Source organism: Nonomuraea sp. NPDC059023 (assembly GCF_042740095.1).
Classification (GTDB): Bacteria; Actinomycetota; Actinomycetes; order Streptosporangiales; family Streptosporangiaceae; genus Nonomuraea.
The window spans coordinates 139,587-154,859 of sequence record NZ_JBHYIO010000022.1; the positions used below are offsets into that span (position 1 = coordinate 139,587).

Genomic DNA, 15,273 nt, shown 5'->3' on the forward strand with positions numbered 1-15,273 from the left:
AGAGTGGGGAGGAAGATGTTGCGCAACGGTTCCCGGCCCGCCGACACGGTGCTCACGGGCGGAGTGGTGCACACGCTCGACCAGGAAGATCGTGTCGTCGAGGCGCTCGCGGTACGCGGCCGGCTCATCGCCCGTGCCGGCTCCGCCCGCGAGGTCGCGCCGCTCATCGGACCCGGCACCCGGGTGATCGACCTGCGCGGCCGGTCGGTGCTGCCGGGCATCAACGACTCGCACCTGCACGGCGTGTGGCTCGGCGCGATGTGGCCGGAACTGCTCATGGACCAGCTGGCCGGGGGCGAGCACGACGGCGCGCCGGTCCGGCTGGAGAACGGACGGCAGCGCCGCGCCGCCATCCTGCGCACCGGGCGGCTGCTGGCCTCGCTGGGCGTCACCAGCTACACCGAGCCGGGGCTGGGGCCGGGGGAGGACGCCGGCCGTACCGGCTGCTTCGGGTCGGCGGCGCTGCGCGACTACGCGCGGCTGGCCGCGGACGGGCGGCTCACGGCGAGGGTCACCGCGCTGATGTTGTTCGGGGAGCTCGACGGGCCCAGCACCCTGGCGGACCTGCGGGAGGGGCTGCGCGGCTTCCGGCCGCCCGCCGAGGTGCCGGGATGGCTGAACGTGGCGGGGGTCAAGATCTTCGCCGACGGCATCCCGCCGATGGGCACCGCGTGGACGGACCAGCCCTACACGCACGGCGGCCACGGCGGGCTCCTGGTCGAAGGCTCCTCACCCGAGGCCCGCGCGGCCGCGCTGACCGAGATGATCGCCGCGGCGCACGCGGCCGGGTACCAGGTCGGCGTGCACGCCACCGGCGGCAGGGCCGTGCACGCCGTGGTCGAGGCCATGCGGGCCGCCGCCGCCCGCGACGGCAGAGACCGGCGCCACTACGTCATCCACGGCGATCTGGTCGCGCCGCGGACGCTCGCGGCGATGGCCGCCTCGGGGATCGGGCTCAACACCCAGCCGGGCATCGCGGCGGCCACCGGGGACATGCTGGCCGCCGCGCTGGGACCGGAGGCGCTCGCGGGCGCCTGGCCCCTGCGCGAGGCGCTGGCGGCGGGGGTACGGCTCTGCCTCAGTTCGGACGCGCCCGTGCTCACGCCCGACTGGCGGGTGGGCGTGGCCCAGGCGGGACTGCCCATGAACGAGGCGCTGCGCGCGTACACCGTCGTCCCGGCCCGGCAGGACGGCGCGCAGGACTGGAAGGGGACGCTGGAGACGGGCAAGGTGGCAGACCTGTGCGTGCTCGGCGGAGACCTGCGCGCGGTCGAGCCCGCCGCGCTGCCCGGGGTGCCCGTCGCGCTGACGATGGTGGACGGGCGCGTCGTGCACCAGGCCTAGGCGGTTCCCCAGGAGGCCTCGGGGTCGACCACGCCCCGGTCCAGCCACAGCTCGGCCACGGCTTCGCGCAGTTCGGGGCCGTGCCGTTCGAGAAGGGTGAGGGCGCCCAGGTTCTCCTCGAGCTGGCGCAGGCCGCTCGCCCCGAACAGCACGGTCGCGACCGCCGGGTGCGTGAAGCAGAAGGCGACGGCCAGCTGCGCCGGGGTGGCGCCGAAGCGCTCGGCGGCCCGCATGACCAGCGGGAACGAGGCGCGGATCCGCTCGCGGATGCCGCCCGGGTCCGCGCCGATCTTGCGCCGCGGGTGCAGCCGGCCCGCCAGGATGCCGCCCTCGAACACGTCGGAGGCCTGCAGCCCGAGACCCGCCTGCGACAGCAGCCGGCCGTACGGCAGGCCCTCGGGCACCGAACGCCGGGCCAGACTGTACTTGAGCTGGGCGAACGACGGCGGCGTGAACCCCTCGGCGGCCGCCAGCGCGCACGCCCGCCCGAGATCGCGCGCCGCCCAGTTGTTGACCCCCCAGGCCGCGAACCGCCCCGCCCGCACCAGCTCCGACACGTCGGCCAGCACCGCGCGCAGGTCGAGCTCACCCAGGAAGTCGCCGACGACCACGAGGTCGGCCCGGTCGGTGCCGATCCGCTCCAGCGACGTCTCGATCTGCGCGGCGAAGGAGCTGGCGGGGTAGTCCCAGAGCCAGAGCTTCCCGCACAGCGTGTACTCCTCGCGCGCGATCCCCGCCTCCCTGACCGCCTTGCCGAAGATCACGTCGGTCGTCGCGTCCTCGGCGTGCGGCCCGGCGTTGTAGTGGGCGACGTCGAACAGGCTCACCCCATGGCGTACGGCGGCGCCGATCAGCTCGACCGCCGCGCCGAACTCCATCCGATCCCAGGTGTTCCACGAGCCGAGCCCGGCCATGGGGACCAAGGGCCCCCGTACGCCGAGCCTGCGCCTGGGCACCGCACCGGAGTATCGCACCGCACACCTCCTGAGCCGAGCGACAACGGGCCTGGCGGCCACGCCCAAGAATCGTATAGCATTCCCGATACTGTTCGCTCCTGAAGGGGTGTCACATGTCGCTTTACCAGGACAGCAGCGGCGCGGCGCGCATCGTGGAGGTGGCCACCGGATACATGGCCGCCAAACAGCTCTTCGCGGCCGGCGAGCTCGGCCTGTTCGCCGCGCTGGCCACCGGCCCGGCGAGCGCGCCCGACCTGGCCCGGCGCACCGGCCTCCCGGAGCGCACCGTGCGCATCCTCGCCGACGCCATGTCCGGCCTCGGCCTGCTCACCAGGACCGGCGGCGTCTACACCAACACGCCCGCCACCGACCGCCACCTGACCGGCGCGGCGGGGGAACTCGACCTGCGCCCCTTCCTCACCTTCCTGGAGGCCGTCAGCTACCCGCACTGGCTGGGTTTCGGCGCCAGCGCCCGTACGGGGGAGACCGCGCCGCTGGACCTGGAAGGCGAGCGGATGGAGGTGTTCCTCACCGGCGTGATGACCTACAACTCCCTGCACGCGAAGACGCTCGCCGCGCACTACGACTTCACCCCGCACCGCCGCGCCCTGGACCTCGGCGGACTGTCCGGGGCGTTCCTGGCCCAGGCCCTGAACGCGGCTCCGGAACTGCGCGGCACGTTCTGCGCCGAGGGCGACCTGGCCGCCTTCGCGAAGCGGACGCTGGACGAGGCGGGCGTCGGCGACCGCGCCGAACTGGCCGCCGCCGACCCGTTCACCGCTGACCTGACCACCGGCTACGACCTCGTCCTGCTGGAGCACGTCGTGCACCGCTTCGGCCCGGAACGGAACATCCGCTACGCCGAACGCGCCCGCGAACTCGCCTCGCCCGGCGCCACGCTGCTCCTGCTGGACTTCTTCCTCGACGCCGACCCCGTGCAGCGGGTCGTGGACGCCCTGCACGCCGCCGAGTACCTGGTCATCGACGGCACCACGGTCTATCCCGAGGACGAGGTACGCGGCTGGCTCACCGAGGCGGGCTGGGAACCCGGCCCGACCCTGTGCCTGCCCGGCTGCCCCCGCGTGATCGTGGCGTACGCCCGATGAGCCCGCACGCCGAGCCCGCGGCATCTGGCGGGCCGGACCACGACCTCTCCGGTGAGCAGGGCCGCTCTGGACGGCTGGTGCTGGTCACCGGCGGGGCCAGTGGGATCGGGAAGGCGGTGGCGCGGGCGTTCGCGCGGGCGGGGGACCGGGTGGTGATCGCCGACGTGGACGGGGAGGCGGGGGAGAAGGCCGCCGCCGAGATCGGGGCCGCGTCGGTGACCATGGACGTCACCGACGCCGCGTCGGTGGACGCCGCGCTGGCCGGTGTGGGGGACACGATCGACGTCCTGGTCAACAACGCCGGGGTCGTCGCCGGTGGCGGCCCGCTGGTGGAACTGCCGCTGGAGGTCTTCGACCGGGTCGTCGCGGTCAACCTGCGCGGCACGTTCACCGTCACCCGGGCGGTCGCCGCCGCCATGATCGCGGCCGGGCGCGGGGGCTGCGTCGTCAACATCAGCTCGATCGGCGCCCGCCAGCCCACCGCCGGCCTGGGTCACTACGAGGCCACCAAGGCCGCCGTGGACGCCCTGACCAGGACCGCCGCCCTGGAGCTGGCCCCCCACGGGATCAGGGCCAACGGGGTCGCGCCCGGCCCGGTGCTGACCCCGATGACCGCCGGCCTCATGTCCGACCCCGCGGCCCGCGCCGCCTGGGAGTCGCGCATCCCGCTCGGCAGGATCGCCGGGACCGGCGACATCACGCCGCTGGTCCTCTTCCTCGCCTCGCCCGCCGCCCGCCACATCACCGGCACCGTCATCCAGGTGGACGGCGGGCAGCTCCTCACCTGAACCACGCCCCGTCTCCCGCGAAGGACCTCCCGGCAGAGCGAGCCACGAGGCCGTCCAGTGAGCGCCCTCCGCTCGTGGTGCCGTGGGTCGTCTCCCACGCGAAGGACAGCCTCACGCGCGTGCCCATGAGGTCGCCGCTGAGCTGAGCGGTGGCGTCCGGCCGGTGGTGGGGTGGCTCAGCTGGTCTTGAGGTGTTTGGCCTGGGCCTTGTGGAGTGCGTCGGCGGTGGCGATCTTGTGTGCACAGGCCACCCGCTCGATCTCCTGGGCCTGCGCTCCCGCCTGGATCAGGTCGAGCATGTGCTCGTGCTCCTCCACGGAACGGCGCGCCCGCCCCGGCACGTGGCTGAACGTGGAGCGCCTCATGTGGTCCAGCCTGGCCCACTCCGCCTCCAGCAGCGCCAGCAGGTGCTCGTCCGGGCACTGCGCGTAGATGGCGAAGTGGAACTCCCTGTTCAGCGCGGTGAACGACACCGGGTCGAACTCCTCCAGCGCCTCGACCATCCGGTCGTTGACCGCGCGGGCCCGCGCGAGCTGCTCCGGGGTCATGAGCGGCGCCGAGATGGCCGTGGCGTACCCCTCCAGCCGGGCCAGCACCTGCAGCGCGTGCTCGACCTGGGCGGCGTCGAAGACGGCCACCCGGGCGCCGATGTTGCGCACCACCTCGACGAGCCCGTCGGACTGCAGCCGCCGTACGGCTTCGCGCAGCGGGATGGTGCTGACCCCGGTCTCGCGGGCGAGCTGGTCCATCACCAGCCGGTAGCCGGGCCCGTAGGTGCCGTCGAGGATGCGCGAGCGCAGCAGCTCGTAGCTGATCTCGGCCTTGGACGCATTGGCCCGCGTGGACCCCTTCGCGGTACTCACCGCTCTTTCCTCATTCCCCTCATATCGAGATCCCTCTCATGTCCGGGATCCCCCTCGTTGTCAAGGCGCCAGCGTCGTCGTCACGACCTCGCGCAGGCCGGGACCGGACAACGCCTCGACGTGGTCGCCCGCGACGGTGACCAGCCGGGCACCCGTCACCTGCCCGACGATACGCTCGATTTCGGCCACGACCACGTCCTCCCGCCCCGCGACGAACACCGGAGGCTCGGCGCCGGTCCACGCCCCCGGCTCGAACGGGGTGGCGCGCAACCCTTCCACGCAGGTCACCAGCCCGGCCGCCCGATGGCCCTGGGCGAGGACCATATCAGCGATCATGGCGGTGAGCGGGTCGGCGGGCGCGGGACCGCCCGCGACGGCCCGGCGCAGCGCCTCGACGTCGACGGCGGTGAACGGGTCGGACGGGCTGAGCCCGCCCAGCACCGCCCTGCGCACCCGGCCGGGCGCCGCGCCGGGCAGTTCCCAGGCGATCCTGGCCCCCAGCGAGTACCCGACGACGTCGAACACCCCGTCGTCCATCACCGCGACCAGCGCCTCGGCGATCCGGCGGGCCCCCGCCTCCGCCGGGCCGACCGGCGCCGCGCTGTCCCCGTGCCCGGGCAGGTCGGCGACGACGACCCGGCGGCCGGTCGCGGCCAGCGCGTCCGCCATCCCGGTCCCCACCCAGTCGCGCTGCCCGTCGGAGGCGAACCCGTGCAGAAGCAGCACCGGGGGACCGGCCGTCACCTCGGCGGCGAACACGCGTACGGCCGGCTCTCCCATGACTCCAGCACCTTTCACATACGATTTCAGATGTTACTCCACGAGGGCACCGGGAAGTCGACCACCACCTGCCCGGTGCCGCTGCTGCCGAAGTACGGGCAGAGCTGCTCGCCCTTGCCCGTGTACTCGTCCCAGCCGAGCAGCCCGAAGAGCATGGCGGTGTCGGCCATGGCGCCCTCGCCCGTGCACCGCAGGTTGTAGTCGGGCAGCATCTCCAGGAACTCCGCGATCCGCCCCTCGGTCCACAGGTCGAGCACCGCCATGTCGGTCTTGCGGTTGAACGCGCTGCTGACCTCGTTGAGCAGGGTCTCGGCGATCTCGTTGGGCGGGAAGGCGTGCGAGAGCGAGCCACTGGCCAGGAAGGCCACCTTGCGCCCGCTGCGCAGGATCGCGCGGCGCAGCGCCTCGCCGATCCGGCGGTTCTCCTCGATGGAGGAGTAGATGTTGCACCCGATCGGCAGCACCCTGATGGCGGCGTCGCCGTTGACGAAGTACATGGGCACGAGCGTGGCGTACTCCAGACCGAGGTCCTTGTAGGTGTGCACGTGCGCCTTCTGGCCGCCGGCGACGATCTCCTCGCCGATGAGCTCGGCCAGCTCGGGGTCGCCGTCGTAGTCGTACTTGAGGTCGTGGATGAAGTGCGGGAGCTCGTGGCTGGCGTAGGAGGCGCGGTGGCGCTCCTTGCCGTTGAGGTGGAAGCCGATGCTGTTCATCCAGTGGGTGTCGGCCACCAGGAAGGTCTCGGTGCCGAGTTCGCGGGCGCGCCTGCCGATCTCCGTCAGCGCCATCTCGGCCGGCCGGCGGATGCCGTAGTGCTTGCCCGGCTGGATGGACAGCCAGATGGACGGGACGTGTGTGATCTTGGCTGCCAGGACGATCTCTCCCATGCGCATCCTCCCAGGCCCGGCATCGGCTCACTGAGTATGCCGAAGGGCGGGGGGCCTGTTCCACCCCCCGGCATCGCAAAATCATGTACGAACTCAGATATCTTTGTCTATAGTACTCCATCCTTCGGATCCGCTATCATCCACGATGTCGTATATGATCTGGAGTCGCCATGGATCACCCGCTCGGCCTGGCGCCGGGGAAGATCATCGCCGTTCACCTCAACTACCGCGGCCGGGCCGCCGAACGGGGACGCCTCCCCTCGGCGCCCTCCTACTTCCTCAAGCCACCCTCCTCGCTGTCCTGGTCGGGCCGGCCCGTCGTGCGCCCGGCCGGGTGCGAGCTGCTCACCTTCGAGGGCGAGATCGCCGTCGTCATCGGCGCGCGCGCCCGGTGCGTGCCGCCGCAGCGGGCGCTGGAGCACGTCGCGGGCTACACCGCCGCCAACGACTTCGGGGTGTACGACTTCCGGCACGCCGACCGGGGATCCAACCTGCGCGCCAAAGGCCAGGACGGCTACACGCCCGTCGGCCCCGCCATCCTCACCGGCGTGGACCCCGGGGCCCTGCGGCTGCGGACCTACGTCAACGGCGAGCTCGCGCAGGAGGCCGACACCGGCGAACTGCTGTTCGGCTTCGACCTGCTCATCGCCGACCTGTCGCGGTACATGACGCTGGAGCCCGGCGACCTCATCCTCGCCGGCACACCCGCCGGCTCGACCGTCGTGAAGCCGGGCGACGTGGTCGAGGTCGAGCTCGAAGACGCCGGACGGCTGCGCAACGAGGTCGTCGCCGAGCCCCGGGCCGCCCCTGCCGCGTGGGGCGCGCAGCCGAGGGCCGACGAGGAGAGCCGGGCCGCCGCGGTCGGGCGGGGGCGGGCGGCGGCGCCGTACCCCCTGGACGATCCGACGATCGCGGCGCTGCGGACGGTCTCCACCGCCACGCTCTCCGCGCAGCTGCGCAGGCGCGGCATCGACCACCACTTCATCGAAGGCGTCCGGCCCACCCGGCCCGACCTGCGCATGGTCGGCCTCGCGCGGACCCTGCGCTACCTGCCGCTGCGCGAGGACGTCTTCGCCGAGATCGGCGGCGGCATGAACGCCCAGAAACGCGCCGTCGAGGAGATCAGGCCCGGGGAGGTGCTGGTGATCGAGGCGCGCGGCGAGCACGGCGCCGGCACGCTCGGCGACATCCTCGCCATGCGCGCCCTGCGCAGAGGAGCGGCCGGGGTGGTCACCGACGGGGGGCTGCGCGACAGCCCCTCCTTCGCCGACCTGGACCTGCCCGCCTACTTCGCGGTGCCGCACGCGGCCGTGCTCGGGCGCCGGCACGTGCCCGTCGAGTCGCAGGTGCCCGTGGCGTGCGGCGGGGTCCTCGTCATGCCGGGCGACGTGCTGGTGGGCGACGCCGAGGGCGTGGTCGTGCTGCCGCCCGCCCTGGCCGCCGAGGTGGCGGGGGCCGCCGCCGGGCAGGAGGACGAGGAGCGCTTCATCTACCAGCGGGTCGCGGCCGGCGCCTCGATCGACGGCCTCTACCCGATGAACCAGTCCTGGCGCGAGTCCTACCGGGCCTGGCAGCAAGGAGGAGACGCGTGAAGTACCGTTCCGACCCCGCCGCCATCAGGGGGTCCATCGCGCCGGTGGTGACGCCCTTCACCGCCGACGGCGCGCTCGACCTCGCCTCGCTGCGCTGCCTGGTCCGCTGGCAGCTCGGCCAGGGCTCGCACGGCGTCTCCATCGGCGGCTCCACCGGCGAGCCCGGCGCCCAGTCGGCCGAGGAGCGGATCGCCGCCATGGCCGCCGTCGCCGAGGAGGTCGGCGACCGGGCGCCGTTCCTGCCCGGCACCGGCTCGGCCAAGCTGGACGAGACCCTCCTGCTCACCGCCGAGGCCGAACGGCTCGGCGCCGACGCCGTCCTCGTCATCACCCCGTACTACGCCAGGCCGGGCCAGGAGGCGCTCTTCCGCTGGTACTCCACGATCGCCACGGAGTTCCCCGGCCTGCCGATCGTGATCTACAACGTGCCCTCGCGCACGGCCGTCGACATCGCGCCGGAAACGGTCGCCAGGCTCCGCCGCGCGCACGACAACATCGCCGGCATCAAGGAGACGACCCGCGACTTCGAGCACTTCTCGCAGGTACTCCACCGGTGCGGCCGCGACTTCCTCATGTGGTCGGGCATCGAGCTGCTCTGCCTGCCGCTGCTGGCCATCGGCGGCACCGGGTTCGTCAGCGCGGCGGCCAACCTGGCTCCGGCGGCCGTGGCCCGCATGTACACCGCGTACGCGGAAGGCGACCACCGGACCGCGCTCGACCTGCACTACGCCCTGCACCCGCTCGTGGAGCTGCTGTTCGTGGAGACCAACCCCGCCCCGGCCAAATGGGTGCTGGAGCAGCGGGGCCGGATCGCCTCGGGACACGTGCGGCCGCCGCTCATCCCGCCGACCCCGGCCGGAATCACCCGGATCGAGGCGCTGCTGGCCGACTGTGAGGAACTGACCCGATGACCCTGGAGCACTACATCGACGGGGCCCGCGTCCCGAGCATCTCCGGCGCCACCTTCACCTCCTTGGAACCGGCGACGAACGAGGCGTACCTGACGGTGGCGGCCGGACGCGCCGAGGACGTCGACGCGGCCGTGACCGCGGCCAGGAAGGCCTTCAGCGACGGTCCGTGGCCGCGGCTGCCCGGCGAGGAACGGGCCGCGATCCTGCGCAGGTCGGTGCGCTGCGCGGGGGCGGGCGGGCGGCGGCCGGCCGTGGCCGGGGCCGCGTGCCGGCCCAGCCTCCCCGACGCCATCGAGGCGCGCGACGAGCGCCTCGCGGCGCTGGAGTGCCGCGACACCGGCCTGCCGATCACCCAGGCCCGCGGGCAGGCCAGGCGCGCGGCGCAGAACTTCCGTTTCTTCGCCGACGTCGTCACCACGCTCAGCGAGGACGTCTACCGGGTCGGCTCGGCCCAGCTGAACTACGTCCTGCGTAAACCCGCCGGCGTGGCCGGGCTGATCACCCCGTGGAACACGCCGTTCATGCTGGAGACCTGGAAGCTGGCGCCCGCGCTCGCGGCAGGCTGCCCCGTGGTGCTCAAGCCCGCCGAGTGGTCGCCGCTGTCGGCCGGGTTGCTGCCCGACATCATGGAGGAGGCGGGCCTGCCGCCCGGGGTGTTCAACCTGGTGCACGGCATCGGCGAGGAGGCAGGCGCGGCGCTCGTGGCGCACCCCGACGTCCCGGTGATCTCCTTCACCGGGGAGAGCGCCACCGGCCAGGCCATCATGCGCAACGCCGCGGGCGCGCTGAAGACCCTGTCCATGGAACTGGGCGGCAAGTCCCCGCTGATCGTGTTCGACGACGCCGACCTGGAGCGCGCGCTGGACGCCGCCGTCTTCGGCGTGTTCTCCCTCAACGGCGAGCGGTGCACCGCCAGCTCCCGCGTGCTCGCGCACGCCTCGATCTACGCCGAGTTCACCGAACGGCTGGCCGCGCGGGCCGCCCAGGTACGCGTCGGCGCCCCCTCCGACCCCGCGACCGAGCTGGGCGCGCTCATCCACCCCGAGCACTACGCGCGGGTGACCGACCACGTACGGCTCGGCGTCGAGGAGGGCGCCCGCCTCGCCGCCGGCGGCGCCCGTCCGCCGCATCTGCCCCACGGCAACTTCCTGGCCGCGACCGTCTTCGCCGACGTCACCCCGGACATGCGGATCTTCCAGGAGGAGATCTTCGGCCCCGTCGTGTGCGTCACCCCGTTCGGCAGCGAGACCGAGGCGATCGAGCTGGCCAACGCCACCCGGTACGGCCTGGCCGCGTACCTGTGGACCAACGACCTGCGCCGCGCCCACCGCATGGCCCAGGCGATCGAGACCGGGATGCTCTGGGTCAACTCCCAGAACGTCCGCGACCTGCGCACGCCCTTCGGCGGGGTGAAGGCCAGCGGCCTGGGCCGCGAGGGCGGGCGGCACAGCATCGACGTGTACACGGTCTCGCCGATCGTGCACCTGGCGACCGAGGACCTGCCGGTGCCGCGGTTCGGCGCCGGCTGACGGTCAGCGGAGGGTCCAGGCCGGGTCGACGCCGGTCAGTTCGGCGCTGGCCGCCCACACGGCCGCCGCGAGACCGGCGTCGGCCAGCGGGCCGCGTACCGGCTCGCGGACGGGCCGGCCGCGCAGGCCGAACACCCTCGGCCCCCACAGCTCGCCGCCGCGCACGTCCGGGTCGAGGACGGCGCGGACCGCCGGCCACGCCGCCGCCCGCTTGCTCTGGAACAGAAGCCCGGCGGGCAGGGCGCGCAGCCGTTCGCCGGCCGACCGGCGGCGCAGCGGCGGACGCGACGGGGTGAGGCAGTCGAGCGCGCCGCCGGGATGGGTGACCACGCTGAGCGTCGCGGCGCCCGCCGCGCGCAGGCGGCGGTCCAGCTCGAAGCCGAACAGCATCTGCGCCAGCTTCGAGCGCGAGTAGGCGCGCTTCGGCTCGTAGTCGCGCCGGCTCTGCAGGTCGGCGGGGTCGAGGGTCACGGACTTCGCGGTGAAGCTGCCGGTGGTGACGACCCGCCCGTGGGCCAGCAGCGGCGCCAGCCATCCGACCAGCGCGAAGTGCCCGAGGTGGTTGGTGGCGAACATCAGCTCGTGCCCGGCCTCCGTCTCACGCCGCGGCGGCCGGTCGAGCAGCGTCCCGGCGTTGCAGACCACCGCGTCGAGGCGGTTCAGCTCGTGTACGGCGGCGCGTACCGAGGACAGGTCGCCGAGGTCCAGCCGCAGGTGCCGCACCCGCGCGCCGGGCGCCCTGGCCAGGATCGCCTGCTTCGCGAGCGCGGCCTTGGCCGGGTCGCGGCTGCCGAGCACGACCTCGGCCCCGGCTCCGGCGAGCTGCTCGGCCACGAAGTAGCCGATGCCCGCGTTGCCGCCGGTGACCAGGACCGTCTTGCCCTCCGCCCGTGGCGGCCGGTGCACGTCCCACGCCATGACGCCCCCTTTATCGCGAAAAATTCTGAAACGACTCTGAAACTATAGTCATTCTGGATTTGTCGCTACAGTGGGGTGCATGGGGACGACGATGGGCCGCCGTGAGCGGAAGAAGGCGCAGACGCGCAAGGCGCTGGCGGACGCGGCGGTGCGGCTGTTCGCCGAGCACGGTTACGACGGCGTCACCGTCGCCCAGATCGCCGAAGCCGCGGACGTGTCCATCGCGACCCTGTTCGCGCACGTCCCCGACGGCAAGGAGGCGCTGATCTTCGACGACGGCGCCGGGCGCGGCGCCTGGCTCGCCGAGGCGGTGCGCGAACGGCCGCCCGGCGAGCCGGTGCTACGCGCCCTGCGGCGCCGGCTGGCCGCCAGCGGCCCGTTCGCCGGCGACCTGCCGCCCGAGCTGCGGCGCAAACGCGACCTGATCGTGAACACGCCCGCGCTGCGCGCGTACTCGCGCAAGCTGTGGATCGCCGGCGAGCCGGTCCTGGCGGCGGCGATCGCGGCGGAGAGCGGCCGGGACCCGGACGGCATGGCCGTGCGCGCGCTGGCCCGCTACGTGCTGGAGATCCCCGAGCTCGCGGGCGCCGAGCCCGACCCCCTGGCCGCGATGCACGCCGTCTTCGACCTGCTCGAACCGGGCTGGCCAGGCTAGACGATCACCAGGTCGCGCGGCGTGTTGTTGAGCCGCAGACCGCCCGAGTCCGTGCAGACCACGATGTCCTCGATCCGCGCCCCGTGCGAGCCCGCCAGGTAGATGCCCGGCTCCACCGAGAACGCGAAGCCCGGCTCCATCAGCTCGCCGTTGCCCGCCACGATGTACGGCTCCTCGTGCGTCTCGATGCCGATCCCGTGCCCGGTGCGGTGGATGAACCTGTCCCCGAACCCGGCTTCGGTGATCACCTCGCGGGCCACGGCGTCGATCGACTCGCACGACACGCCGGGCCGTACCGCATCACACGCGGCGTCCTGGGCGCGGCGCAGCACCTCGAAGTACGCCGCGTACTCGGCCGGCGGCTCGCCGACGCAGTAGTTGCGCGTGGAGTCGGAGCAGTAGCCGTTGTGCAGCTGCCCGCCGATGTCCACCACGACGGGCTCGCCCGCCCGGATGACCCGGTCCGACAGCTCGGCGTGCGGGCTGGCGCCGTTGGGTCCCGAGGCGACGATGACGAAGTCGACCGTCTCGTGCCCGGCGGCCAGGATCGCGTCGGCGATGTCGCGGCCCACCTCGCGCTCGGTCCGCCCCGCCCGCAGGAAACCGGGCACCTGCCGGTGCACGGCGTCGATCGCCTCACCGGCCTCGCGCAGCGCCTCGACCTCGGCCGGGGACTTCCGCATGCGCAGCTCGCGCAGCACCGTCCCGGCCAGCACCTGCTCGGTCCCCGGCATCGCGGCGCGGAAGGCCAGCGAGGCCATCGCCCACATCCGGTCGGCCAGCCCCACCTTGGCCACCGGACCGAGCCGCCTCGCGGCGATCTCATAGGGATCGTCGGTCTCGTCCCACGCCACGAACTCCAGCCCCAGCCGCGAGGCGGGCGAGGCCTGCGCCGCCGGCAGCTCCAGCCGCGGCACCATCATGTACGGCTCGCCGGCCGCCGGAACCACCAGGCAGGTGAGCCGTTCCAGCGGCAGCGCCTGGTAGCCGCTGACGTAGCGCAGATCGGGCCCGGGAGTGAGCAGCAGGGCGTCGAGCCCGGCCTTGGCGGTGGCCTCCTGGGCGGCGGCCAGACGGGACACGGGATACAAGTCTTGGGACGTCACGGGCCCCAATCTACTCGTCACCGCTCACCTAAAATCCGCGAAAAGCTCTCACAACACGGCAAGCCATCGCTACACTCCGTTCAAGGACGATCACATACTGTGGGACCTCTTGTCCCGATCCATGTCGTTTGCGAGTGAACTATGGTCGACGTTACGGGCGGCCATCAGCCACCCCTCCCATCACCGGACCACCGTCCGATGAGCGCGGCCGAGCTCATCGGATACCTGACCCGGCAGCAGGCCGGCGAGCACGACGCCGCCATGCTGGCCATCCGCCTGTCCCACGCCGAGCGGCTCGGCAACATGGGCTGGGCCGAGTGGAACCTGCGCACGGGCGACGCCGTATGGTCCGACCACGTCTACGTCATCTTCGGCCGCGACCGCGCCGACGGCCCGCTCGGCCTGCCCGAACTCGCCGGCTACGTCGAACCCTGCGACCTCGGCGCCCTCGACCAGCTCCTGTGGAGCGTGGTGCAGGGCGTGGAGCCGGTCCAGGCGGAGTTCCGCATCCGGCGCGGCGGCGAAGTACGCAACCTGCGCGTCGTCCTCGAACCCCTCATCGCCCCCGGCGGTCCCATCGGCGTCCACGGCGTCGTCCAGGACATCACCGGCCGCCGCCGCGCCGAACGCATCATGTCCGAATCACGCCGCCAGCTCCTGGAGGCCCGCGAACGCGCCGCCGAGGAACGCCACGTCATGCTCGCGATGCGCGAGGCCATCCTCCCCGAGCCGACCGGCCGCCTTGACCTGCCCGGCACCAGGATCGCCGTCCGCTACGTACCGGCCGAGAAGACCGCCAACCTGGGCGGCGACTGGTTCGAGGCCGCCGCCCTGCCCGACGACCGCGTCATGCTCGCCATCGGCGACGTCTCCGGCCACGGCCTGCCCGCGATCGCCCACATGGCCCAGCTCCGCCACGCCCTCGTCGGCCTCACCATGACCGGCCAGCCCGCCGACCAGCTTCTCGCCTGGCTCAACGAACTCGTCCTGCACCGCCTGGACGAAACCACCGCCACGGCCATCATCGGCCACCTCGACACCGAGACCCGGATCTTCACCTGGAGCCAGGCCGGGCACCTGCCACCCATCCTGGTCCGCGACGGCAAAGCCGAAACCCTGAGCCAGCCGAGAGGCGTCCTGCTGGGCGCCACCTGCGACCAGCCCTACCGCCTGGCCAGCGTCGAACTCCGCGCCGGCGACCTCCTCCTGCTGTTCACCGACGGCCTGGTCGAACGACGTACCCGCGACATCGACGAAGGCCTGGACCTGGCGGTGTCGGCCGCCGCCCACCTCCTCACCACCGACCTCGACGCCGGCCTCGACCGCCTCCTCGCCGCCATCGGCGGCCCCAACCCAGAAGACGACGCCTGCCTCCTCGCCGTGGGAGTTGGCATCTGACGTCTCTCCGTCCCTTTATCCGTTACGGCAAGCCGCCCCACCCGCCCCGCCGTCGTGCGTGACCGCCCGTCAAGCGCCGGTCGTGAGGGCTTTCCGGTCCCTTTATCCGTTACGGCAAGCCGCCTCACCCGCCCCGCCGTCGTGCGTGACCGCCCGTCAAGCGCCGGTCGTGAGGGCTTTCCGGTCCCTTTATCCGTTACGGCAAGCCGCCCCACCCGCCCCGCCGTCGTGCGTGACCGCCCGTCAAGCGCCGGTCGTGAGGGCTCACGGGCTGCTCGCCGTAACGACTCCACCCTGAGCCCGCGCCCCGGCAACCCCACCCCCACCACCCCCAACCCTGCCCTCCCGCCCTCCCGCCCTCCCGCCCTTCCTGCCCTCGGCCTCTGACCCGCCGGCCTCTGACTCCTGGTGCCCCGGCCCTCCGCTCTCGGCCCCAGCCT

Annotated in this window: 14 protein-coding genes; 8 read left to right on the forward strand and 6 right to left on the reverse strand. The window is 73.1% G+C overall.

Annotated elements, in window-relative coordinates:
- The first annotated feature begins 15 nt into the window (after nt 1-15).
- Nucleotides 16-1,344, forward strand: a complete 1,329-nt coding sequence (locus tag ACFWYW_RS33220; RefSeq protein WP_379624539.1) for an amidohydrolase — start codon at nt 16-18, stop codon at nt 1,342-1,344.
- Here ACFWYW_RS33220 and ACFWYW_RS33225 read toward each other — a convergent pair.
- Nucleotides 1,341-2,318, reverse strand: coding sequence for an aldo/keto reductase (locus ACFWYW_RS33225; RefSeq protein WP_379624537.1), 978 nt, complete (start codon nt 2,316-2,318; stop codon nt 1,341-1,343). The two genes, ACFWYW_RS33220 and ACFWYW_RS33225, sit on opposite strands and share 4 nt — an antisense overlap.
- Before the next feature lie 95 nt (nt 2,319-2,413).
- Between ACFWYW_RS33225 and ACFWYW_RS33230 the strand changes: the two genes are divergently transcribed.
- Nucleotides 2,414-3,406 (forward strand): methyltransferase dimerization domain-containing protein, encoded by a 993-nt coding sequence (locus ACFWYW_RS33230; RefSeq protein ID WP_379624535.1) that lies wholly within the window; start codon nt 2,414-2,416, stop codon nt 3,404-3,406.
- Nucleotides 3,403-4,194, forward strand: a complete 792-nt coding sequence (locus tag ACFWYW_RS33235; RefSeq protein ID WP_379624533.1) for an SDR family NAD(P)-dependent oxidoreductase — start codon at nt 3,403-3,405, stop codon at nt 4,192-4,194. The genes ACFWYW_RS33230 and ACFWYW_RS33235 overlap by 4 nt, the downstream gene beginning before the upstream one ends.
- A 176-nt stretch (nt 4,195-4,370) precedes the next feature.
- Here ACFWYW_RS33235 and ACFWYW_RS33240 read toward each other — a convergent pair whose 3' ends face one another.
- From ACFWYW_RS33240 to hpaD, 3 genes are read right to left on the reverse strand one after another with little or no spacing between them, the layout of a single operon-like run.
- Nucleotides 4,371-5,057, reverse strand: a complete 687-nt coding sequence (locus ACFWYW_RS33240) for a GntR family transcriptional regulator (protein WP_379624530.1) — start codon at nt 5,055-5,057, stop codon at nt 4,371-4,373.
- Between the two features lie 60 nt (nt 5,058-5,117).
- The gene (locus tag ACFWYW_RS33245; protein ID WP_379624528.1) at nt 5,118-5,837 is read right to left on the reverse strand and encodes an alpha/beta fold hydrolase; all 720 of its coding nucleotides are present in this window, start codon (nt 5,835-5,837) and stop codon (nt 5,118-5,120) included.
- A 26-nt stretch (nt 5,838-5,863) separates the two neighbouring features.
- Complete coding sequence (hpaD, locus tag ACFWYW_RS33250; protein WP_379624526.1) at nt 5,864-6,724, reverse strand: 3,4-dihydroxyphenylacetate 2,3-dioxygenase; 861 nt, start codon at nt 6,722-6,724, stop codon at nt 5,864-5,866.
- A gap of 170 nt (nt 6,725-6,894) precedes the next feature.
- Here hpaD and ACFWYW_RS33255 point away from each other — a divergent pair, with 170 nt between their 5' ends.
- Genes ACFWYW_RS33255 through ACFWYW_RS33265 form a run of 3 tightly spaced genes read left to right on the forward strand, consistent with a single transcriptional unit; the run spans nt 6,895 to nt 10,756 of the window.
- Nucleotides 6,895-8,316, forward strand: coding sequence for a fumarylacetoacetate hydrolase family protein (locus ACFWYW_RS33255; RefSeq protein WP_379624524.1), 1,422 nt, complete (start codon nt 6,895-6,897; stop codon nt 8,314-8,316).
- Nucleotides 8,313-9,227: a 4-hydroxy-tetrahydrodipicolinate synthase gene (gene dapA, locus ACFWYW_RS33260; protein ID WP_379624522.1), complete on the forward strand. Its 915-nt coding sequence runs from the start codon at nt 8,313-8,315 to the stop codon at nt 9,225-9,227. The genes ACFWYW_RS33255 and dapA overlap by 4 nt, the downstream gene beginning before the upstream one ends.
- A complete protein-coding gene (locus tag ACFWYW_RS33265; RefSeq protein WP_379641151.1) occupies nt 9,224-10,756 on the forward strand; it encodes an aldehyde dehydrogenase in 1,533 nt (510 codons plus the stop codon). Before dapA ends, ACFWYW_RS33265 begins: the two co-directional genes overlap by 4 nt.
- Before the next feature lie 3 nt (nt 10,757-10,759).
- Here ACFWYW_RS33265 and ACFWYW_RS33270 read toward each other — a convergent pair whose 3' ends face one another.
- On the reverse strand, nt 10,760-11,674 hold the full coding sequence (locus ACFWYW_RS33270; protein WP_379624518.1) for an SDR family NAD(P)-dependent oxidoreductase: 915 nt from the start codon (nt 11,672-11,674) through the stop codon (nt 10,760-10,762).
- Nucleotides 11,675-11,753: 79 nt separating this feature from the next.
- Between ACFWYW_RS33270 and ACFWYW_RS33275 the strand changes: the two genes are divergently transcribed.
- Nucleotides 11,754-12,329 carry a TetR/AcrR family transcriptional regulator gene (locus tag ACFWYW_RS33275; RefSeq protein ID WP_379624516.1) on the forward strand — a complete coding sequence of 192 codons (576 nt, stop codon included), beginning with the start codon at nt 11,754-11,756 and terminating at the stop codon, nt 12,327-12,329.
- Here the strand turns inward: ACFWYW_RS33275 and ACFWYW_RS33280 are convergent.
- On the reverse strand, nt 12,326-13,435 hold the full coding sequence (locus ACFWYW_RS33280) for a M24 family metallopeptidase (protein ID WP_379624514.1): 1,110 nt from the start codon (nt 13,433-13,435) through the stop codon (nt 12,326-12,328). The genes ACFWYW_RS33275 and ACFWYW_RS33280 overlap by 4 nt on opposite strands.
- Before the next feature lie 198 nt (nt 13,436-13,633).
- Between ACFWYW_RS33280 and ACFWYW_RS33285 the strand changes: the two genes are divergently transcribed.
- The gene (locus tag ACFWYW_RS33285) at nt 13,634-14,833 is read left to right on the forward strand and encodes a PP2C family protein-serine/threonine phosphatase (RefSeq protein ID WP_379624512.1); all 1,200 of its coding nucleotides are present in this window, start codon (nt 13,634-13,636) and stop codon (nt 14,831-14,833) included.
- Nucleotides 14,834-15,273 lie beyond the last annotated feature (440 nt).